The following is a 19,546-nucleotide window of genomic DNA, read 5'->3' on the forward strand; positions in this document are numbered from 1 at the left end:
CGCCTGCGCGCCAATGTCGACATCGCCAAGTCCGATGCCAAGACGCAGTATCTGGCCTGGAAGCAGACGGTGCTGAGTGCCGTCGAAGAGGTCGAGAACGCCCTGTCGGCGGTGCGCCGCGACGCCCAGACGGTGGAAGCGCTGCGCGCCCAGGTGAAGACGACCCAGGAAACCCTGGAACTGTCGACCGCCAGCTACAAGGACGGCGCCTCCTCGCTGCTCGACGTGCTCGATGCGCAGCGCCAGGTCTCGCTGGCCCAGGCGAGCCTGGCCGCCGCCATCCAGCAGATGGCCAAGGACTATGTCTCCCTCAACGTCGCCATCGGCGGCGGCTACAATCCGGGCGCACCCAGAACCACCGCGCCGCCAAAGGCAAGCTGAGCAACAGCAGACAAAAAGCCCCGGCCAACCGGGGCTTTTTTATTGCCGCCATCCGCCTCCCAATGCAGGATAAAGGAGGGCGGCGGCGATTTTGGATTCGACAATACCGATGGCCTGATGTACGCATGATTAAACGATTAATCTACGCATGTCGGAAACCATGCCTCCAACGCGACCCGGACCAAACCTGAGCAGGATTGCAACGTCGCTTGGTGTCTCCGTCGCGACGGTCTCCAATGCGCTCTCCGGCAAGGGCCGTGTTTCCGAACAACTGGCAGAGAGGATCAAGGAACACGCGGCCGAACTCGGCTATGTTCCGAGCCAGGCTGGACGGGCGCTTCGCACCGGCCGCAGCGGCGTCATCGGCCTTGTTTTGCCTGACATCGCCAACCCGCTTTTCCCCAAGCTTGCGCAGGCCATCGAATTCGCCGCCAGCGCCGCCGGCTACGGCGTGCTTATCGCCGACTCCCGGGGAGACGTCGCGACCCAGACCGAGGCGATCAACCGGCTGATCGAGCGCGGCGTCGAGGGCCTAGTGATCGTGCCCCGCCGGGCGACCCGAATTTCTGCTGCAGCCTGTCCGGTCGCCGTCATCGATACGGGCTCCACGCCTGGCAACACGGTCGCCGCCGATCACATGCAAGGCGGCTGGGCAATCGCCAACCATTTGGCCGAGCTCGGACACCGGCGTGTCCTCATCATCGGCAACAATCCCGGTTCGAACGTCCAGAACGACCGTGCAGGCGGTGTCCGTTCCGGTCTGCGTCCCGGGATGAGTTCGGCAACTCTCTGGATCGAGACGCTGGAACGGCAAGGCGGCAGCGGATGCAGCCTCGGCCTCGCTGAAAAGGTGCGCGAGGGCTATACGGCATTTGCTGCCCTCTCGGACCTGCAGGCGCTGCGAGCTCTCACCGAGTTGCAGCGTGACGGCATCGACGTGCCCAGCATGGCAAGCGTTACCGGCTTCGACGACCTCATCTGGTCGCCAGTCGTTACCCCATCCCTGACGACGGTGGCGATGGACATGCACACCATTGCGGAAATCGCCATCTCGTCCTTGCTGCAAACCATACAGACGCGCGGCAGCCGCGAAGGCGTGCCCGTTACATCCGAAACCGACCGTGTTCCGATGCAACTGATTGTTCGCCAATCCTCCGGGCCGGCGGATCCGACAAGAATATCCTGACAGACGGAGAACAGCTGACATGAAGAATGCCCTCATCGCTTCCGCCGCGCTACTGGCGCTGTCGCCCCTCGCCGCGAAAGCGCAGGAAAAGACGCTGACGATTTCCGTCTATGCCTTTGCTCAGGACGATTTCAAGACGATCGTCTACGATCCCTTCGAGCAGAAGTGCAGCTGCAAGATCGTGGTCGAGACCGGCAACAGTGTCGAGCGTCTCGCCAAGATGGAAGCCAATAAGGCAAACCCCGCTATCGACATGGCGGTCGTCTCCATGGCCGATGCCCTGTCGGCCACGCGCAAGGATCTGATCGACAAGGTCGATACCTCGAAGCTCTCCAATTTCGGCAAACTCTATGATCTCGCCAAGGATCCAAACGGCGACGGCATGAGCGTCGGCTACACCTTCTATGCCACTTCGATCGCCTACCGCTCCGACAAGATGAAGGTCGAGTCCTGGGCAGACTTGCTGAAGCCGGAATATGTCGGCCACGTCGCCTTCCCGAACGTCACCACCAACCAGGGGCCACCGGCGCTCTACATGCTCGGTCAGGCGCTCGGCAACGACAGCCCGGACCTGAAGGCGGCGATCGTGGCGCTGGGCGAGAAGAAGGACGAGATCGTCACCTTCTATGAAAAATCCTCGCAACTCGTGCAGCTTATGCAGCAGGAGGAAATCTGGGCGGCGCCGATTGGCCGCTTCTCCTGGGCAGGCTTTACCAAGCTCGATGTTCCCGTTGCATGGGCAACCCCCAAGGAAGGCCAGACCGGCGGCATGAACGTCATGGTCGTTACCAAGGGCTCGAAGAACCGCGATCTGGCGCTTCAGTTCATGGATTTCTGGCTCTCCACTGAGATCCAGACGAAGCTCGCCGAAAAGCTGGTCGACAGCCCGGCCAACAAAGACGTCAAGCTCTCCGAGGAAGCCGCCAACAACCTGTCCTATGGCGAAGAGACCGCCAAGAGCCTGAAGCTCATCCCCTCTGCAGCTGCACTCGATAACCGTGCCGCGTGGCTGAAGGAATGGAACGAGAAGGTCGGTCAGTAACTCTCCAGGCCGGCTCTGGCCCTTGCCCGAGCCGGCTCTTCATCCGTCGAAAGTCACGTCATGTTTCAAAACCGCGCAGAAGCCCTGGCGCTTGCCCTGCCCGCAGCAGTTTTTGCCGCGCTGGTCTTCCTGCTGCCCGTCGTCGTTCTTCTCTGCGAGGGCTTCCGCATCGACGGCAGCTGGACGCTCGGCGCCTATACCGGCTTCTTTTCGGAGTCCCTGAACCGCACCGTCTTCCTGCGCACGTTTCGGCTCGGGCTTGAGGTGACTGCGCTCTCAGCCGTGATCGGCTATGCGGCGGCCTTTGCCATCGTCAACCTGCCGCCCAAGGGCAAGGGCAGGATGATCGGCCTCATCACCTTGCCGCTGATGATCTCGCCGGTCGCCCGTACCTATGCCTGGATCGTCATTCTCGGCCGCACCGGCATCGTCAACGGGACCATCACCGGCCTGGGTCTGAGCGACACGCCTCTGCGCCTGCTGTTCACAGAAACGGCCGTTTTCATCGGCCTGCTGCAGCTTTTCCTGCCGCTGATGATCCTGTCGCTGATCAGCGCGCTTGAAAACATGCCGAAGGATGCCATCCCCGCCGCCCGCGTGCTAGGCGCCAACTGGTTTCAGGTCTTCTGGAAGGTGATCCTGCCGCTTACCCGGGAGGGCCTCGTCGTCGGCGGTACGCTCGTCTTCACCGGGTCGCTGACAGCCTACATCACCCCCGCCGTCCTCGGCGGCTCGAAGGTGCTCATGCTGGAAACGCTGCTTTATCAGCAGGTATCCGTTGCCAACAATTTCGTCGCAGCCAGTGTCATCGCCTTCATGCTGATCGTCATGAGCTTTGCCGCCAACATCCTACTCAAGCGCCTTGCCACGGCGAGGAACAAGCGATGACCGCCCGCGTTCTTTCTCCGGTCGTTCTCGGTGTGCTGCTGATCTTCCTGATCGGCCCGTTTCTGATCATCATTGCCGCATCGCTCTCGGCCGGCGACACCCTGGCCTTCCCGCCACAGGGCCTTTCCCTGAAATGGGTCACCAAGGTCTTGACCATCGACAGCTTCCGCGAAAGCTTCGCCATGTCGATGTTGCTTGCCGTCTTTGGCACGCTCTCGGCGCTCATCCTCGGCATCCCGGCCGCCTACGCGCTCTCGCGCTACAAGCTGCCCTTCGGCGAGGCGGTGCGTACCATCGTCTCGCTGCCGATCATCGTTCCAGGCATCATCGTTGGTCTGGCGCTGCTGCGCTATCTCGTCGTGCCCTTCGGCTTCAATATCACGCTCGCATTGTTCGTGGCGCATACAGCGCTTGTTCTGCCCTATGCCGTGCGTGTTGTTTCCGCCAGCCTAAACAACCTGCGCTCGGATATGGAAGAGGCGGCCGTCCTGCTCGGCTCCTCGCGCGTCGGCGCCTTCTTCCGCGTCGTGATGCCCAATATTCGCGGCGGTATCCTGGCCGCCTTCATTCTCGGCTTCGTGACGAGCTTCAACCAGGTTCCCGTTTCGCTCTTCCTGTCCGGGCCTGGCGTGCGCACCCTGCCGATCGACATGCTGGGCTACATGGAAACCACCTACGATCCGTCGATTGCTGCGCTCTCCTCGCTGCTCGCCTTCCTCTCCATCGGCATCGTCTTCCTTGCCGAGCGCTTCCTGGGATTTTCTCGCTATGTCTGACCGTTATCTTCAACTCGACAAGCTGACGCTTGCCTACGGCGATACGGTCGCGGTGAAGGGTCTCGATCTCGCGATCGCCAAGGGCGAACTCGTCGCCCTCCTCGGCCCGTCGGGCTGCGGTAAGACGACCACGATGCGATCAATCGCCGGCTTGCTCGGACCGGTCTCCGGCCGCATAACACTCGACGGCGACGACATCACACGCGTTTCGGCCAACAAGCGCAATGTCGGCCTCGTTTTCCAGTCCTACGCCCTCTTTCCGCACCTGACGGTCTACGAGAACGTCGCCTTCGGCCTGCGCCTGAAAGGCATCGGCGGCAAGGATCTCGACGCCAAGGTCAGCGCCGGCATAAGGTCCGTCGACCTTGCCAAGTTCGTCGATCGCAAGCCTGCGGAGCTGTCGGGCGGCCAACAGCAGCGCGTGGCGCTCGCCCGCTCCATGGTGATGGAGCCGAAGGTCCTGCTGCTCGACGAGCCGCTTTCCAACCTCGATGCGCGCCTGCGCCTGGAAATGCGCGCCGAACTGCAGCGCGTCCAGAAGGAGACAGGCGTCACCATGATCTTCGTCACCCACGATCAGATCGAGGCGCTGGCGCTTGCCGACCGGATCGTGGTGATGGTGAACGGCGGCATCGAGCAGATCGGCACGCCTGAGGAAATCTACAACAAGCCCGTCTCGGCCTTCGTCGCCGATTTCGTCGGCTTCGAAAACGTCTTTGCGTTGGAGAATGGGAAGCTTGCGACATCCAACAGCGTCGTTGCGCTTTCAGGTCCAGCGCCACAGGCCGCAAAGGGCCTAGCCTGGCGTCCGCGCATGGTGACCCTTGGTTCAGGTCCTTTCCAAGGCACCGTGCGCGGCACCTCGTTTGCTGGAGACACCCGCGAATATCTCCTCGATACACCGCTTGGCGCGATCAAAGCCGAGGTCGATGCCGAGCTGCCGGCCCATACGATCGGCGCCACGCTCGCATTCGACCTGCCGCTTGCCGCAGCAGCGCCCCTCTCACGTTACAGGTAACATCATGGGCGTCTGGATCGACACCGACATGAGCTTTGACGATATCGCCGCGATCCTCGTGGTGACCTACATGAAGCTCGACGTATCAGGCATCTCGCTCGTCTTCGGCAACACGCCGCTGCCCCAGGTGCGCGTCAACGCCGCCGGTGCTGCCAAGGCCTTCGGCTGGGCCTTCCCTATTCACACCGGCCGGGCCATGCCCGTTCTCGGTGCCCTCGAGACGGCACAGGCGATCCTCGGCAAGACCGGCATCCCGACCAAGGGCAAAGGCCTGCCTGCCGCCCCGCCCTTGGACACGAGCGATGCGTTTACCGCGCTTTGCCGCTGGCTGGAGGCGGACGGCCCGCATCGCATCCTCGCGCTCGGACCACTAACCAACATCGCCACCGTGGCCTTGGCACGCCCCGCCCTTGCCGCCCGGATCACGGAACTGACCTGGATGGGCGGTGCCGTCACGTCCGGCAATCACACCGCATCGGCCGAGTTCAACGCCTTGGCCGACCCTGAAGCGCTCGCCATCGTTCTCGCCCACGGCCTGCCGCTGCGCATGGTCGATCTGGATCTCTGCCGCAAGGTCGTCGCAACGCCCGACGACATCGCGCCGGTGCGAGGCGCAGGCGGCAGCAATGCGACGCTGCTCGCTGACATGCTCGACGGTTACATCGGCATCGGCACGAGCCGTGGCAGACATGGAATGGCGATCTATGACCCCTGCGCCGCTGTCGCCTTTGCCACGCCCGAGATCGCCAGCTTCCGTCCTGCGCGGATCGACGCTGAACTGCAGGGCCAGCATACCCGCGGCCGCACCGTTGTTGAGACGCGGGCGACGCACGCCACATTCAATGCGGAATACGCAATTGACATCGATGTCGAGAAAGCGCGCGCCCTCATTCTCGGCGCATTGATCGATGAGGCCAGCCGATGAGCGCCCCGGAACCGAGTGACCTCAACGATCCTACGCTTCGCGCGCGCGCCGTTGCCGCCGCACGCGGCGATGCACCTTTCGACATCCTGCTATCAGGTGGACGCCTGCTGGATGCCGTCACCGGCCTTACCCGCGAAGCCGACATCGGCATCGTGGGGCCGCTGATTTCAAGCGTCCATGCGCCTGCCAGCCGTACAGACGCAACAGAAACGATCGACGCCACAGACAGGATCATTTCGCCCGGCCTGATCGATACCCACATGCATATCGAAAGCTCCATGGTGACACCGGCCGAGTATGCTGCAGCCGTCGTTCCGCGTGGTGTCACAACGATCGTCTGGGATCCGCACGAGTTTGGCAATGTGCATGGCCTTGACGGCGTGCGCTGGGCGATCGAAGCCTCCCGCGGCCTGCCGCTCCGCACGATCGTGCTTGCTCCTTCATGCGTTCCCTCCGCCCCGGGGCTTGAAGTCGCCGGCGCCGATTTCGACGCCGCGGTCATTGCCGAAATGCTCCGCTGGCCTGACGTCGGCGGCGTTGCCGAGGTCATGAACATGCGCGGTGTCATCGGCGGCGATACCCGCATGACCGCAATCGTCAATGCCGGTCTCGCCTCCGGAAAACTGGTCTGCGGACACGCGCGTGGGCTCGAAGGCGCCGATCTGAACGCCTTCATGGCCGCTGGCGTCACCTCCGATCATGAACTGACCTCCAGCGCCGATCTGCTGCAGAAACTGGCGGCCGGCCTGACCATTGAGCTGCGCGGTTCGCACGACCACTTGCTGCAGGAATTCGTGAGTGCCCTCAACGCCATCGGCCATCTGCCGTCAACGATCACGCTCTGCACCGACGACGTCTTCCCGGACGAACTGAAGGACGCAGGCGGCCTCGACGACGTGATTCGCCGGCTCGTCCGGTATGGAATGAAGCCGGAGTGGGCGCTGAGGGCAGCAACCCTTAACGCAGCGCAGCGATTGAAGCGTTCGGATCTTGGCCTCATCGCTGCTGGCCGGCGGGCCGACATCGTCCTGTTCGAAGATCTGGTTGACTTCGCCACGAAGATTGTCATCGCCAATGGCGAGATCGTATCGACGGCCGGCGAGATGAACGTCCGCATGCCGTCCTTCGAGATTGCAGCCCTGCAAAACTCGGTCAAGCTGTCAGCGTTGACGGAGAACGACTTCAGGGTACCAGCCGAAGGAAGGCGGGTTCGCGTCGCCACGATCGATCGCCCGCGGTTTACGCAATGGGGCGAAGCCGAAACCGTCGTCAAAGACGGTTTCGTCGTGCCTCCCGCCGGCAGCACCATGATTGCGGTCGCGCATCGGCACGGAAAAGCCGATGGGCGTCCGCGCGTCGGCTTCCTCACGGGTTGGGGAACATGGCGTGGTGCCTTCTGCACGACGGTTTCCCACGACAGCCACAACCTCACGGTTTTCGGCGGCAATGCACGTGACATGGCGGTCGCTGCCAATGCTGTGATTGCGGCAGGCGGCGGGATGGCCGTGGCCAGGGATGGTCAGGTTGAAACCCTTCTGCCTCTGCCAGTATCCGGCCTTGCCACCGACGCGCCATTGGAGGAGACGGCCGCCTCCTTCAGGGCGGTCCGAAAGGCGATGGAAAAGATCGTCGACTGGAAACCGCCTTACCTCGTTTTCAAGGCCTGCTTCGGCGCAACGCTTGCCTGCAACATTGGCCCGCATCAGACGGATCGCGGGACCGCCGACGTCCTGACCGGCAAGGTTCTCGAGAGCCCTGTGATCGAGGTTCTCTAGCGCAAGGAATAGCCGCATCCGGGCGTTTTGCCCCGTGTGCGCTCGGCCATGGCGACAAGTGCCTCATCGGCCAACGACCTCAAGCTCGACCTTCAGCTCGCGCTCGACCAGCGTAGTCCAAAAGGCCACGCCGTAGCCGATTGCACTGTCATTGAAGTCATACGCCGTATTGTGATGCAGGGCGCCATCGACAGCCGGCCCGTTGCCGAGCCAGACGTAGCATCCCGGCGCATTCTGGCCGAAAAAAGCGAAATCGTCGCCGGCGGTCGAGGGCGGAAAATCCGTACGTACGTTTTCCCCGAACACCGCGACGGCTGCACCGAGCGCACGCTCGGTGGCGTTCCTGTCGTTGACGACAGGCGGGATGCGCCGTTCGAACTGATAGTCGACCGCAATGGCGAACATCGCTGCCGTACCGGTCGCAAGCCGGCCGATTTCTTCCTCGAGCTGATCGCGAACTTCAGGCGAATAGGCCCGAGCCGTACCGCCAATTTCAACAGTGTCGGGTATCACGTTGAGCGCCTTCGGGTCGCCGGCCCGCAACGAACATGCACTGATCACGGCCGGCTGCAGCGGATCGACGACACGCCCGACGATCGTCTGCAAAGACGCAAGGAACGTCCCGGCCGCCGTGATCGGATCCTTGCCGAGGTGTGGCTTGGCGCCGTGCGTACCTGTGCCGCGAAACGTTACGCGCCAGCTGTCGGACGATGCCAGTCGCGGCCCCTCGACGACGGCGATTTCGTCGACGGCAAGGCCCGGCATGTTGTGCAAGCCGTAGACGGCATCGCACGGGAACAGCTCGAACAGGCCGTCCTCGACCATCTTGCGTGCGCCGCCCCTGCCCTCCTCGGCCGGCTGGAAGATGAAATGCACGGTCCCGCAAAAGTCGCGTGTTGCCGCCAGATGTCGCGCCGCGCCGAGCAGCATCGCCGTATGTCCATCATGCCCGCAAGCATGCATTTTCCCGGCAAATTTGGATTTGTAGGGGCGATCGGCCACCTCAGGCATCGCAAGCGCGTCCATATCCGCCCGCAATCCGATCGTCCGCGCACCGTTGCCGACCTGCAGCGTGCCGACCACGCCCGTGCCACCAAGCCCCCGATGGACCTTGATGCCGGCCTCTTGCAGAAGCTTCGCCACGATGGCGCTCGTGCGCTCCTCCTCGAAGCCGAGCTCGGGATGTGCGTGCAGATCGCGACGCAACTCGGTGAGGAAGGGCAGATCGGTCTCGATCCCGGCGTGAATGAGCATGGGCCTGGAAGTCCTGTAAATGCAAGCGGGCGCCAGAACGGCGCCCGTCGCAATCCATTCCTTATTCCGCAATCAGCCCGAAAATTCAACCTTCTCGAACGGCTTATACCACGCTCTCGCGCCGTCGAGCGTGCGGACGCGGCATTTCGGCAAGGGTTGGCCGGCGCGGGAGATATCACGTCCCGCAGATGCTGAGCGCACGCACCCGATCCTATCGGCGCACGCTTGACACTGTCCAAAACCGGATGGCCTAATCGCCGCAACGCGAAAGGGCCAACGATGAGCGATGATCACACTTCGAGCGACAGCAAGCTCACCACATCGAAGCGCCGCTGGGCCGCGGAGGGAAAATTTCTCACCGGCCGCATCAGTCGTCCGGACACCGAACGCCTGCCGCCCGGACAACACCTCGTCAAGAATTGGCCTGTCCTGGATCTCGGCCAGCAGCCGCTCATCTCCACCGAGACCTGGCGCCTGGAAGTCCGCGGACTTGTCGAAACTCCGCTTGATCTCACCTGGGCCGCCTTCCAGGCGCTTGAGCAGAGCACCAAGGTCACAGACATTCATTGCGTCACCACATGGTCGCGCTACGACAACAGATGGAAGGGTGTGTCGACCCGCGACCTGCTCGATCATGCGATGCCGAAACCGGAGGCCCGGTATGTAATGCTGACGAGCTACGACGGCTACACCACGAACCTGCCGCTCTTCGACTTCGCCGCCGAGGATGCGATCCTCGCAACCTCCTGGGAAGGCCTGCCGCTGACGCGCGACCACGGCGGGCCGATGCGGCTCGTCGTCCCTCATCTCTATTTCTGGAAAAGCGCGAAATGGCTGCGGCGTATCGATCTGCTGCCGGCCGACGCAGCGGGCTTCTGGGAAAAGAACGGCTATCACATGCATGGCGATCCCTGGCGTGAACAGCGCTATTCCTGATACCAGTCGCGATGACTGCCGGTGCCAGATGACAGAGCCGTCACCGCATTCTGCGCGCTATGGTTTGCCAGATACCCTGCCGCTGCCTCTCGACGGCCGCGACCAGAAACCCGTTTAACGGGTAGTTCGCATGAGTGCAAACTCGCCTCAGAATAGATACAGAAAGCAATATATTTTTCGAATTAATGCCTTACGACGATTTGAACGCAGTCCACTATTGACCTCTACCCATTTTGGGTTGTTGTTGTATGCCGATTCCAGATATCGCGTATGGGTTGATGAACAAGGACACTTCATTTCACACAGTCACGCAGAAGCTGCTGGATGCGTGGTTGCATACCACCCCCCAGCTGCCTGCCGCGCCGGAAGATATCTATCGCGACGTCCTCGACCTTCTGACGATCAGGATGAGGATGACGCTCGTCGTTCTCGACGGCGAGGATCCGCTGCAATGGTATCTGAAGGTCGTGCGCCCCTCTGGCTTCAGTTCACGTCTCCTGAACATCAACAAGCTCTTTGCCGATCAACGCATCGGCGAGTTCAAGGATCGTGCCTACATGGAAACGGCCGTTATCCCGCGCTATCGCGAGGTGATCGCCACGCGGAAGCCTTCGATGGAACTGGTCAAGACGAGGGTGCTTGGCGTCAACCTCGGATATGAGCGGTTGATCCTTCCGCAAAAGACAGCGGCGCGGCGCCCATCCTGGCTGCTGACGGTCTCGAATGGCCGCTTCATGTTCAACCCGCCGCAGCAGCAAGCCCGCATGGATGCGACTGACGAAGCGGTGATCCAGCTTTTGACGGAAGGCGCGACGGCCAAGGAGATCGCAGCCGATCTCGGACTCTCGCATCGGACGGTCGAGCACCGCTTGGAGCGCATGAAGGAGCGTTACGGCGCGAAGAATACTGTGCACCTCGCAGCCATGCTGGTTGCCACGCACTTCGACCGCGATGTGGAGAAGAGCTAGGGCGTGATCCGCCGAAGCAGGCGCCGCCCGCAATAGACCACAGCCAGCAGCGCCGCCGCGAGCGCCGTCAACGTCACCATGCTGGCAGGATGCAGCGGAACGTCCTTCCACGCCGGGCGAATGACATCGGCAGTATTGAACGCCTCACCGCTAAACTGGCAAGTGATCAGCGCCAGGCCACGCAGCACCATGCCGGCATCGATCGCCGAGACGATGGCGTCGGCCTCGACGGCCTCACCGCCCATGCCGCGCATCGATAGCAGCACGGCCTTCGCTGCGGCGAGATATGCATGCGAGCACTCATTGAATGGACTGGCCTCGTCCGTCACGCCACCGGGCATTTTTCCCCAGAGGCAGTAGGCGTGCTGGATTTGCGCATAGTTGAGTACGCGGCGGAACGGCTCGTTCGTGTCCGTGGCGCGCACCGCGAGACCGATGATCCGATCGCGATACTCTGCGATCATGATCATTTCGCCGTGTGAGATTTCAGCGATTGCGATGCCGGTGTGGGGACCACTGCTGCTCGGCTGGTGCGCGCTTGCCGCAACAGACCACAGCTGCAGCACTGCTATCATTGCCACGAAGAAAATGGAACGCCGGTTGGTCATCGCCTGGTTCAGGCTCCGGAACGCTCCGGAGCCTTCTCCGATCAATGAAAAGCCGGCGCGCGTCCGCGCGAGCTGGCAGCGACACCAAGCTTGCGTTCGGCGAGTGCGCCGAAGGCCAGGCCAAGGACGCCCCAGAGGATCACATGCATGCCGATCGAAGTCGTACGGAAACGCCAGAGGACTATCGCCGAATAATTCTCCGGCACCTCGTTGATCGGTGGCAGCAGATACTGCACGAGACCGAGGAAGACGATATAGGCGAGACCTGCTGCAATCGCCGCATTCCAAACCCCAAACCGAGGCGACAGGCGGCGTGCAAGCGCAATTGCCGCAACGAGCGCGGCGATCGAAACGACGATCATCAGGAAGAACAGCTCGGTCCTGACGCCGATCGTGTCAGGGTTGCCGACCGCCGGTGGGTTGGCGGGATATTTGATGTTGGGCACGATGACAACGGCAACAAAGGCCGCAATCGCAATGACCGCAGACGTTGCGCGCGCTCCAAGCGTGCTGAACCGGCCTTGGACGAAAGCAAAGACGAGCCCAAACAGGCCACCGACGGCGATACTGTAAGCCATCACGCCGGTGAACAGACCAAAGCCCGCCTGCGTGGCACGGCTGACGATTTCGGGTTCACCAGCTTCGCCTGCCGCCTGGGCAGCGGCTTCCTCGAATGCAATCGCCTGGTCGACAAGCGGCTCACCAAAGGTGTGGGCAAAGGCGAAAACGAGGACGCCAGCGATCAGGCCCGCGAGCATCCCGCGAAGCAAAAGATTTCCAACCATGTCCGGAACTCCCTTAGTGGCAGGGGAAGCCGAGCAGATGCCGGCCGTCATGCACGAACTCGTGCACGTACATACCGTTGAAAAGTGCCATCGCGCCCTCTTCTGTGCCGACGAAGTAGATGGCAATGAGCATCAGCAGACCGCCGAAGATCGCCCAGGGCAAAAGCTCGCCAACCGGAATCGGGGTCGGTGCGGCGACGGGCGCAAAAGTAGAGTCAGACATGTATTCCTCCTGGAATGACGCGTTCAGTCGAGAATTGTTGCGTGGTAGGGTCTGACTTCCAGTCTGAGGTATCCTCATCCTGATCACAGTGGCGCGACCGCACCGGAATTTCACCGGTTTCCAAACCCACAACAACACCGTTATATCTGCGGCTTCGGACCTGTCAACGAAACTTCATGCAGTGACAGGCCACCCTCCTTTGTTATCCGGAGACGAACAACGTGATGACGCGCCTCACCTGGATCTGCCATGGCTCGACCGCCGCCAACCGCGAGGCACGCTTCCCCTTAGACGAGCCCTTGAATGAGAAGGCAGTCATCGCCACGCAGGCAATTGCACCCCGCTTTCGGCACGCCGATAACGTCTTCGCTAGCCCGACTTTGCGCACGCGGCAGACGGCCGATGCGCTCGGCCTGCAGCCCGCATTCTCGGACGCGCTCGCCGACTGCGATTTTGGCCGCTGGGCGGGACGTTCGATCGCCGAAATCCAGCAAGTGGAGCCGGAAAACCTTGCGGCCTGGATGGCGCGGCCGGAGGAGGCTCCGCATGGTGGTGAGGCAATCGATGCCGTGTGCACGCGTGTAAACGCCTGGCTGAGCCAGCGCTTGCAGGCCGGCGGCCACATCGTCGCCATTACCCATGCCGCGGTTATTAGGGCGGCCATCATCAGCACGCTGAACGCACCCGTCGCGTCATTCTGGATCGCCGACATCGAACCACTCGCAATCGTCCACATGACGAGCAATGGAAGCCGCTGGTCACTGCGCGTCGAAGGCACAACGGCCTAATTTTCAAGGCGATAATTTAGGCCAGCCTTACGCAAGCGCGCCATGCCATAGCTTTCCGACCCGACGCCGTCGGGCCGTCAATCCTTGCCCCAAGGAGGATCAAGCATGCCCTATGATTGGAGCGGCGCGCAGATGCGTCGCACGCGCCTGCTACGCACGACCGCCGTTGTGATGTTTCTCCTGCTTGTCATCGGCGCATCCCTGCTGATCAGGCCCTGAGAACGACAGGCGGGCGCCTGCACCGTTCGCCTTTCGAGCCAGTCTCCCTTCCGCCGTAGTGCAGATACCAAGAATTCACCCTTTGGTTTCAACATACCCTTCAGACTTCAATGATACACCGGCGCCCGGGTGGAGATGGAGTGAAGCATGCCGGAATTCTTCCAGAGCAGGGCCGGGAGGCAATGCCTGTTGGTCATGGCGTGGGGGTTAACGCTGTGGCTCGTCGGCGCGATCCTCGAATTGGACAACTGGCTGGTCGCTTTCGTTGGCGCCTACGAGAACTATGGTGCAGACAAGCTCGTCCTTGCGCTTGGCATCGGCGGCGCCATGAGCTTCGTCTATTCGATCTTGCGCATCGTCGACCTGCGCAAAGAGATGGAATTGCGAGCCAGCGCCCAGGCTAAGGCCGACTGGACGGCAACCCACGATCACCTTACCAAGCTTCCCAACCGTTACGCATTCGAGCGCAAAGTTCTTCCGCGAAGGACGAAGACCGACGTCGAAGACGACGAGTGGGAGCAGAATGTTACGATCTTCTCGGTCGACCTCGACGGCTTCAAGAAGGTCAATGATCTCGTCGGCCATAATGGCGGCGACGCCCTGCTGATCGAAGTGGCAAAGCGGATATGTGCGATCGGAAATGCTGATTGCGTCTATCGTTTTGGCGGCGACGAGTTTGTCGTCGTTGCGCTCGGCCTCTCCCCCCGGCACGAGGAACGCTTCGCGCGGTTGCTCATCCAGGCCGTAACACGCCCCATCCATATCAATGGGTTTGCCGTCGAAGTCGGCGCCAGCGTCGGTTACGATCGCTGGGAACAGGGTCGGGAACCGCTCGAGGACGCAGCCCATCGTGCCGACCTGGCCATGTACGAGGCCAAGTCACGCGGACCCAACCACCATATGGCGTTTGAAGCCTCGATGCAGGACAAGGTGGCAAAGCGCGCAACGCTGGAATCCAAGCTGCGCGTCGCAATCCAGACGAAGGCGATCCGACCGTTTTATCAGCCGTTGATCGATCTCAAGAGCGGCAAGGTCTGCGGCTTCGAGGCGCTCGCCCGCTGGACGGATGAAGAGGGCGTAGCCATTCCGCCGCCGGTCTTCATCGGGATTGCCGAAGAAACCGGAATGATTACTGAGCTCTTCGAAGATCTACTGGCGCAGGCCTGCAGGGATGCCCTGGCCTGGGACGACCACGTCACCCTGTCGTTCAACATTTCTCCGGTGCAAATGGAGGACAAGCTGCTGGCACCGCGCATCTTCAAGGTGCTTTCGGCAAATGGCCTGCCACCGCGCCGCCTGGAGATCGAGATCACCGAGAATGCGCTGATTCAGGATCCGGCGGTTGCCGCCATCATTCTGGACGAGCTCCACGATGCTGGCGTCCAGATCGCCCTCGACGATTTCGGCACGGGTTACTCAAGCCTTGCCCAACTCGCCCGATATCGCTTCGACAAGATCAAGATCGACAAGAGCTTCATCGCGACCTACCGCGATGATGAGCGCCAGGAAAAGATCATCCGCGCAATGCTTGGCCTCGGCCGCAGTCTCAACATCCAGACCACTGCCGAGGGCATCGAGGAGCATCGCCAACTCGGGCACCTGCTTCAGCTCGGCTGCGATGTCGGACAGGGCTATCTCTTCGGCAAGGCCATGCCTGCCGAAGCGACGCGCTCTTTCGTTCTCGATGGTGACGAGGCATTTGCCAGCGGATAAGCGCCGCGAAATACGCGCCGCTCACCACCTCGCACATCAGAAATTCGTGATGGAACCCTTTCAAGCAGGGCAACGTTAGCTCGTTGGTCCTGCGGGCGGACACTTCCACTGAAAGTGTATCTCCATGCCGCATGGGCCGCGATCATTGACCGCGCCCGGCTCGGTTGGTGTGCAAACGAAGTGGACCCTTGTCATAGGAGAGGGATTTATCATGTATCTTCGCATAATTGCTGCCTCGGCGGCCTTTATTGGCCTTGCGGGGGCTGCATCCGCCGCTGACCTTGTGAGCGAGCCGCCGGCAGCCCCGGTTGCACAAGCCGCACCGGTTTTCACCTGGAATGGCTTCTATGTCGGCCTGCAAGGTGGTGGCGCCTGGGGCAACGGTGACTTCTCCGGCATCGGCGACGCCAGCCTCAACGGCGGCCTCATCAACGGCTTCACCGGATACAACTGGCAACTCGACAACAATATAGTGCTCGGCGTCGAAGGTGACGTTTCCTACAATTGGAACGAGGAAACTGTTGGGGTCAACGAATACAAGTTCGATACGACAGGCTCCGTCCGCGCCCGCGTCGGTTACGCTCTCGATCACGCGCTGTTCTATGGAGCCGCCGGCTGGACGGGCGCAAGAGGCCATGTCAACACACCCGTCGGCAATGACGACGCCACGTTCTCGGGCTGGACCGTTGGAGCCGGCTTGGATTACGCTTTCACCGACAACGTCTTCGGGCGGGTCGAGTATCGCTACAACGATTACGGTAGCAAGGATCTGCTCGGTGTAGACACCGACTTCAATCAGAACGTTGTCACCGTCGGCGTCGGCTTCAAGTTCTGAGATTCCTGAACCTGCCGACGAACGGGCAGGCAATGACAAAGCCCGGACATACCCGGGCTTCGTTTTGATCTGACGGTGACCGCCGCGAAAGGCGGTCCGTTCGCTTTCTAGTGGTTTCCGCCGTGGCCACCGCCATGGTTACCACCGCCTTCGTTACCGCCACCCTGGTTGCTGCCGCCTTGGCCGCCGCCACCTTCGTTGCCGCCGCCCTGGTTGCCGCCACTCTGGTTGCCGCCGCCCTGGCTGCCACTCCCTTCGTTGCCGCCACCCTGGTTGCCACCACCTTCGTTGCCGCCGCCCTGGTTGCCGCCACCTTGGTTGCCGCCACCCTGATTGCCACCACCTTCGTTGCCGCCGCCCTGGTTGCTGCCACCTTGGTTGCCGCCACTCTGATTGCCACCACCTTCGTTGCTGCCGCCTTGGCCGCCGCCACCTTCGTTGCCGCCACCCTGGTTGCCGCCACCTTCGTTGCCGCCGCCCTGGTTGCCACCACCTTCGTTGCCGCCGCCCTGGTTGCCGCCACCCTGATTGCCGCCGCCTTGGTTGCCGCCACCTTCGTTGCCGCCGCCCTGGTTGCCACCCCCTTCGTTGCCGCCGCCCTGGTTGCCGCCACCCTGATTGCCGCCGCCTTGGTTGCCGCCACCTTCGTTGCCGCCGCCCTGGTTGCCGCCACCTTGGTTGCCGCCGCTCTGGCTGCTGCCGTTTTGGTTACCGCCACCCTGATTGCCGCCGCCCTGGTCGCCGCCACCTTGGTTGTCTCCACCCTGGTTGCCGCCGCCTCGGCTCTCGCCACCTTGGCTGCCCCCGCCGTGGTTATGACCACCACGCGGACCGTCACCCTTGGAGGCGTGCTGGCTTTTTGGGCCATCGCCCCGGGGCCCGTCGCCCTTGGAGCCGTGATGATCCCTGGGACCGTCACCGCGAGGGTTATCACCCTTCGAACCGTGGTGATCTCTCGGGCCATCGCCGCGAGGGCCGTCACCCTTGGGACCGTGGTGATCCTTCGGACCATCGCCGCGGGGGCCGTGATCTCTCGGATCGTGGTGGTCTTTCGGGCCATCGCCGCGAGGGCCGTCGCCCTTGGGACCGTGGTGATCCTTCGGACCCTCGCCGCGAGGGCCGTGATCTCTCGGACCGTGGTGGTCTTTCGGTCCATCGCCACGAGGGCCATGATCTTTGGGGCCGTGGTGGTCTTTCGGGCCATGGTGATGATGGCCACCACCACCGCCGCCACCGCCGCTGCTGCCATCGCCGCCGTCACCATTCCCATTGCCACCGCCGCCATTGCCACCGCCGGTGCTACCAGAACCTTCGCCCGTATTGCTGCTGCCGCCGTGTCCATTGCTATCACCGCGGCCAGCGCTACCGCCGCTGCTAGCGTCGGAGCCGCCGGCATTCCCTCCTCCGGAAGAATTGCCTGCGGTCTGCCTGCCTCCCAGCAATCGACCGCCGTGATGATCAGGATCGGCAAAAGGATTCAGATTGATAGATGCTACCGGCCCGCACAATCTCTCCTCAATCGTCCCTGGCCGCACCACCTGACAATTGAGCCGCTGGCTCTGTGCACTTGCGAGGCTGGTTCCGGCAAGAAGAAAAGCGACGCCGGCAGGAATTACCAGTAAATTTGTACGCATAGTTACTCACTCCCACAGTTAACAGAGCGTTAACGAGGAGGTTTATACAGTATTAATAAAGTAAAAAGAAGAATAACTATCGCAAACAGACCCTAGAACGTTAGTACATGGTTAACCTTTAAAATATAAAATTCTAATTAAAGGTAGCAGCTTAAAGTGTATAATTGGCAGGTCAGCACTCAGCCGAAGGGATGTTTTCGATGCGAGCCTTTGTAGCTTTCGCGGCGTTCACTCTTGTTTTCGCAGCGTTTGCGGGTGAGAGCTACGCAGGGTCCGCCCTTCGCCCATCACGCTCGATCGGAGCCCCGATAGGCTTCCCCTCCGCATGCACGCGCTACGCTTGGCTCTGCCATGGCACTGGCGGTCGCGAGATGAGCGACGGAGAGGCGATGCCCCTGCTCCAGAAGGTGAATAGGCAGGTCAACGCCGGCGTTGCAGCAGCAACGGACGCACAGACATCAGGAAAATCGGAATACTGGTCGCTGCCCGTTAACAACAAAGGCGACTGCGAAGACTATGCGCTGCTGAAGCTGAAAACGCTGCTCGGCGCAGGCTTTGCATCAAACAAACTGGCGCTTTCGGTCGTCATCGATCGAGGCGGCAACAACCATGTCGTCCTGCTGGCGCGATTGAAGTCAGGCGACTATGTGCTCGACAATCTCGCCGGTAAAGTAAAACCTTGGGAAAGCACAGGATATACTTTCTTGGCAAGCCAGAACTTCAGCAACAAGAGTGACTGGCAAGTAACGCTTGCGGGCCCGAGAGCTGCCCAATTCTCCGGAACGTGAGGAAGCGGGATACCGCATTCGCCAATTGCCCGATCCAGCAGTGCTCCTTCATGAGACCGAGCAAAGGTTAGTGGACCGACGGGTCCTCTTCTTCCAAAAATGTTCTGATCCCTTCACGCGCGACCGTCGCCAGAAACTCGTCAAACGCCTCGCGATCGGTCGCAAAGGGCGCCTCCCATTCGATGAGGTCCTCGTGCTGGGTCACCACTTCCATCTTCCAGTCGCCATTCGTGCCCGCAGGACGGAAGATGTCGACGAGCACCGTTACGCCGTCATCGGTGAACTCACCAGCAAGGTCGGAATGCTCCAGTTTCGGCTCCTTCGCCATTCTCAAATCCGATCCGTGATTTCGTCGAGCAGTCTAAGCCGCAATGATGACACCCCTGCGGATCCACCATCGTGCATAGCGTTCGCAAAGGAGAAAGGCCCGAGGCCAAAGTTTATTGAAAATTCCACAGAAGAAAATGCGATTTGGCTGGTAGTGGAAGCCGCCTTTCAACGCATCTCTGGGATCATCGTTTCCGTGTCGATGCTGCGTGAACTGAAATGCATCGCATCCAGGATCGGAAAGCGAAAAGATAATAACATCAATATGTTTAGAGACGGGTTGGATGCCTAATGATGCAGCGCAATCATTCTGAAAAGCCGATTTGGCAACCTTGCGCCAAGAGCTGTTGTCGCGCGTCGCGTTTGACGGCGGGCTTTCTGCGAAGGAACGGAAGACGTCTTCCGCCATCCACTCGGCCGAGATTGTCCGCCCGCTCCACCTGCGGCCTCGGCTTCGAGGCCTGGCCAAAAATGCTT

General features: G+C 61.5%; 21 protein-coding genes. 15 read left to right on the top strand and 6 right to left on the bottom strand.

Going from position 1 to position 19,546, the window contains the following annotated elements:
* The 8 genes from BSG20_RS20825 to BSG20_RS20860 all read left to right on the top strand — a co-directional run.
* A partial coding sequence (locus BSG20_RS20825) for a TolC family protein (protein ID WP_177309867.1) occupies positions 1 to 381 on the top strand: 381 nt, incomplete at its 5' end.
* A 160-nt stretch (positions 382 to 541) separates the two neighbouring features.
* Positions 542 to 1,567 (top strand): LacI family DNA-binding transcriptional regulator, encoded by a 1,026-nt coding sequence (locus tag BSG20_RS20830; RefSeq protein WP_072378163.1) that lies wholly within the window; start codon positions 542 to 544, stop codon positions 1,565 to 1,567.
* Between the two features lie 19 nt (positions 1,568 to 1,586).
* On the top strand, positions 1,587 to 2,609 hold the full coding sequence (locus BSG20_RS20835; RefSeq protein ID WP_072378161.1) for an ABC transporter substrate-binding protein: 1,023 nt from the start codon (positions 1,587 to 1,589) through the stop codon (positions 2,607 to 2,609).
* A gap of 60 nt (positions 2,610 to 2,669) precedes the next feature.
* Positions 2,670 to 3,497 carry an ABC transporter permease gene (locus BSG20_RS20840; RefSeq protein WP_072378159.1) on the top strand — a complete coding sequence of 276 codons (828 nt, stop codon included), beginning with the start codon at positions 2,670 to 2,672 and terminating at the stop codon, positions 3,495 to 3,497.
* Positions 3,494 to 4,273, top strand: a complete 780-nt coding sequence (locus BSG20_RS20845; RefSeq protein ID WP_072378157.1) for an ABC transporter permease — start codon at positions 3,494 to 3,496, stop codon at positions 4,271 to 4,273. Before BSG20_RS20840 ends, BSG20_RS20845 begins: the two co-directional genes overlap by 4 nt.
* Positions 4,266 to 5,291 carry an ABC transporter ATP-binding protein gene (locus BSG20_RS20850; protein WP_072378155.1) on the top strand — a complete coding sequence of 342 codons (1,026 nt, stop codon included), beginning with the start codon at positions 4,266 to 4,268 and terminating at the stop codon, positions 5,289 to 5,291. The genes BSG20_RS20845 and BSG20_RS20850 overlap by 8 nt, the downstream gene beginning before the upstream one ends.
* Positions 5,292 to 5,295: 4 nt before the next feature.
* Positions 5,296 to 6,216: a nucleoside hydrolase gene (locus BSG20_RS20855; protein ID WP_072378153.1), complete on the top strand. Its 921-nt coding sequence runs from the start codon at positions 5,296 to 5,298 to the stop codon at positions 6,214 to 6,216.
* Positions 6,213 to 7,991: an adenine deaminase gene (locus tag BSG20_RS20860; protein ID WP_072378151.1), complete on the top strand. Its 1,779-nt coding sequence runs from the start codon at positions 6,213 to 6,215 to the stop codon at positions 7,989 to 7,991. Before BSG20_RS20855 ends, BSG20_RS20860 begins: the two co-directional genes overlap by 4 nt.
* 63 nt (positions 7,992 to 8,054) lie before the next feature.
* Here the strand turns inward: BSG20_RS20860 and BSG20_RS20865 are convergent, their stop codons facing one another.
* Positions 8,055 to 9,245 (bottom strand): M20 aminoacylase family protein, encoded by a 1,191-nt coding sequence (locus BSG20_RS20865; protein ID WP_072378149.1) that lies wholly within the window; start codon positions 9,243 to 9,245, stop codon positions 8,055 to 8,057.
* A gap of 279 nt (positions 9,246 to 9,524) precedes the next feature.
* Here BSG20_RS20865 and BSG20_RS20870 point away from each other — a divergent pair, with 279 nt between their 5' ends.
* Together BSG20_RS20870 and BSG20_RS20875 are read left to right on the top strand one after the other, a co-directional pair.
* Positions 9,525 to 10,181, top strand: a complete 657-nt coding sequence (locus BSG20_RS20870; RefSeq protein WP_072378147.1) for a sulfite oxidase-like oxidoreductase — start codon at positions 9,525 to 9,527, stop codon at positions 10,179 to 10,181.
* 248 nt (positions 10,182 to 10,429) lie between these two features.
* A complete protein-coding gene (locus tag BSG20_RS20875; protein ID WP_244541371.1) occupies positions 10,430 to 11,149 on the top strand; it encodes a helix-turn-helix domain-containing protein in 720 nt (239 codons plus the stop codon).
* Here the strand turns inward: BSG20_RS20875 and BSG20_RS20880 are convergent.
* Genes BSG20_RS20880 through BSG20_RS20890 form a run of 3 tightly spaced genes read right to left on the bottom strand, consistent with a single transcriptional unit; the run spans position 11,146 to position 12,765 of the window.
* Complete coding sequence (locus BSG20_RS20880; RefSeq protein ID WP_072378143.1) at positions 11,146 to 11,757, bottom strand: hypothetical protein; 612 nt, start codon at positions 11,755 to 11,757, stop codon at positions 11,146 to 11,148. The two genes, BSG20_RS20875 and BSG20_RS20880, sit on opposite strands and share 4 nt — an antisense overlap.
* 41 nt (positions 11,758 to 11,798) lie before the next feature.
* On the bottom strand, positions 11,799 to 12,542 hold the full coding sequence (locus BSG20_RS20885; RefSeq protein ID WP_072378142.1) for a CbtA family protein: 744 nt from the start codon (positions 12,540 to 12,542) through the stop codon (positions 11,799 to 11,801).
* A 13-nt stretch (positions 12,543 to 12,555) separates the two neighbouring features.
* The gene (locus BSG20_RS20890) at positions 12,556 to 12,765 is read right to left on the bottom strand and encodes a CbtB domain-containing protein (protein ID WP_072378140.1); all 210 of its coding nucleotides are present in this window, start codon (positions 12,763 to 12,765) and stop codon (positions 12,556 to 12,558) included.
* Positions 12,766 to 12,989: 224 nt separating this feature from the next.
* Here BSG20_RS20890 and BSG20_RS20895 point away from each other — a divergent pair, with 224 nt between their 5' ends.
* The 5 genes from BSG20_RS20895 to BSG20_RS20925 all read left to right on the top strand — a co-directional run bounded on the left by BSG20_RS20895 (position 12,990) and on the right by BSG20_RS20925 (position 18,742).
* Positions 12,990 to 13,553 (top strand): histidine phosphatase family protein, encoded by a 564-nt coding sequence (locus BSG20_RS20895; protein ID WP_072378138.1) that lies wholly within the window; start codon positions 12,990 to 12,992, stop codon positions 13,551 to 13,553.
* A gap of 366 nt (positions 13,554 to 13,919) precedes the next feature.
* Positions 13,920 to 15,485, top strand: coding sequence for a putative bifunctional diguanylate cyclase/phosphodiesterase (locus BSG20_RS20900; protein ID WP_072378136.1), 1,566 nt, complete (start codon positions 13,920 to 13,922; stop codon positions 15,483 to 15,485).
* Positions 15,486 to 15,696: 211 nt separating this feature from the next.
* Positions 15,697 to 16,320 carry an outer membrane protein gene (locus BSG20_RS20905; RefSeq protein ID WP_072378134.1) on the top strand — a complete coding sequence of 208 codons (624 nt, stop codon included), beginning with the start codon at positions 15,697 to 15,699 and terminating at the stop codon, positions 16,318 to 16,320.
* A gap of 134 nt (positions 16,321 to 16,454) precedes the next feature.
* Positions 16,455 to 17,942: a hypothetical protein gene (locus BSG20_RS38420; RefSeq protein ID WP_177309868.1), complete on the top strand. Its 1,488-nt coding sequence runs from the start codon at positions 16,455 to 16,457 to the stop codon at positions 17,940 to 17,942.
* Positions 17,943 to 18,154: 212 nt separating this feature from the next.
* Positions 18,155 to 18,742: a transglutaminase-like cysteine peptidase gene (locus tag BSG20_RS20925; protein WP_072378181.1), complete on the top strand. Its 588-nt coding sequence runs from the start codon at positions 18,155 to 18,157 to the stop codon at positions 18,740 to 18,742.
* A gap of 67 nt (positions 18,743 to 18,809) precedes the next feature.
* On the opposite strand, the gene BSG20_RS20930 is transcribed toward BSG20_RS20925, so the two are convergent.
* Together BSG20_RS20930 and BSG20_RS36560 are read right to left on the bottom strand one after the other, a co-directional pair.
* The gene (locus tag BSG20_RS20930) at positions 18,810 to 19,070 is read right to left on the bottom strand and encodes a hypothetical protein (protein ID WP_072378131.1); all 261 of its coding nucleotides are present in this window, start codon (positions 19,068 to 19,070) and stop codon (positions 18,810 to 18,812) included.
* Between the two features lie 33 nt (positions 19,071 to 19,103).
* Positions 19,104 to 19,478 carry a hypothetical protein gene (locus BSG20_RS36560; RefSeq protein WP_167371582.1) on the bottom strand — a complete coding sequence of 125 codons (375 nt, stop codon included), beginning with the start codon at positions 19,476 to 19,478 and terminating at the stop codon, positions 19,104 to 19,106.
* Positions 19,479 to 19,546 lie beyond the last annotated feature (68 nt).

It is taken from the genome of Rhizobium tibeticum, from assembly GCF_900110205.1.
Taxonomy (GTDB): Bacteria; Pseudomonadota; Alphaproteobacteria; order Rhizobiales; family Rhizobiaceae; genus Rhizobium; species Rhizobium tibeticum.

Bases quoted from the DNA above. Each gene is read 5' to 3' on its own strand.
- BSG20_RS20830 (WP_072378163.1), top strand. From the start codon at position 542: ATGCCTCCAACGCGACCCGGACCAAACCTGAGCAGGATTGCAACGTCG.
- BSG20_RS20835 (WP_072378161.1), top strand. From the start codon at position 1,587: ATGAAGAATGCCCTCATCGCTTCCGCCGCGCTACTGGCGCTGTCGCCC.
- BSG20_RS20840 (WP_072378159.1), top strand. From the start codon at position 2,670: ATGTTTCAAAACCGCGCAGAAGCCCTGGCGCTTGCCCTGCCCGCAGCA.
- BSG20_RS20845 (WP_072378157.1), top strand. From the start codon at position 3,494: ATGACCGCCCGCGTTCTTTCTCCGGTCGTTCTCGGTGTGCTGCTGATC.
- BSG20_RS20850 (WP_072378155.1), top strand. From the start codon at position 4,266: ATGTCTGACCGTTATCTTCAACTCGACAAGCTGACGCTTGCCTACGGC.
- BSG20_RS20855 (WP_072378153.1), top strand. From the start codon at position 5,296: ATGGGCGTCTGGATCGACACCGACATGAGCTTTGACGATATCGCCGCG.
- BSG20_RS20860 (WP_072378151.1), top strand. From the start codon at position 6,213: ATGAGCGCCCCGGAACCGAGTGACCTCAACGATCCTACGCTTCGCGCG.
- BSG20_RS20865 (WP_072378149.1), bottom strand. From the start codon at position 9,245: ATGCTCATTCACGCCGGGATCGAGACCGATCTGCCCTTCCTCACCGAG.
- BSG20_RS20870 (WP_072378147.1), top strand. From the start codon at position 9,525: ATGAGCGATGATCACACTTCGAGCGACAGCAAGCTCACCACATCGAAG.
- BSG20_RS20875 (WP_244541371.1), top strand. From the start codon at position 10,430: ATGCCGATTCCAGATATCGCGTATGGGTTGATGAACAAGGACACTTCA.
- BSG20_RS20880 (WP_072378143.1), bottom strand. From the start codon at position 11,757: ATGACCAACCGGCGTTCCATTTTCTTCGTGGCAATGATAGCAGTGCTG.
- BSG20_RS20885 (WP_072378142.1), bottom strand. From the start codon at position 12,542: ATGGTTGGAAATCTTTTGCTTCGCGGGATGCTCGCGGGCCTGATCGCT.
- BSG20_RS20890 (WP_072378140.1), bottom strand. From the start codon at position 12,765: ATGTCTGACTCTACTTTTGCGCCCGTCGCCGCACCGACCCCGATTCCG.
- BSG20_RS20895 (WP_072378138.1), top strand. From the start codon at position 12,990: ATGACGCGCCTCACCTGGATCTGCCATGGCTCGACCGCCGCCAACCGC.
- BSG20_RS20900 (WP_072378136.1), top strand. From the start codon at position 13,920: ATGCCGGAATTCTTCCAGAGCAGGGCCGGGAGGCAATGCCTGTTGGTC.
- BSG20_RS20905 (WP_072378134.1), top strand. From the start codon at position 15,697: ATGTATCTTCGCATAATTGCTGCCTCGGCGGCCTTTATTGGCCTTGCG.
- BSG20_RS38420 (WP_177309868.1), top strand. From the start codon at position 16,455: ATGGTTACCACCGCCTTCGTTACCGCCACCCTGGTTGCTGCCGCCTTG.
- BSG20_RS20925 (WP_072378181.1), top strand. From the start codon at position 18,155: ATGCGAGCCTTTGTAGCTTTCGCGGCGTTCACTCTTGTTTTCGCAGCG.
- BSG20_RS20930 (WP_072378131.1), bottom strand. From the start codon at position 19,070: ATGGCGAAGGAGCCGAAACTGGAGCATTCCGACCTTGCTGGTGAGTTC.
- BSG20_RS36560 (WP_167371582.1), bottom strand. From the start codon at position 19,478: ATGGCGGAAGACGTCTTCCGTTCCTTCGCAGAAAGCCCGCCGTCAAAC.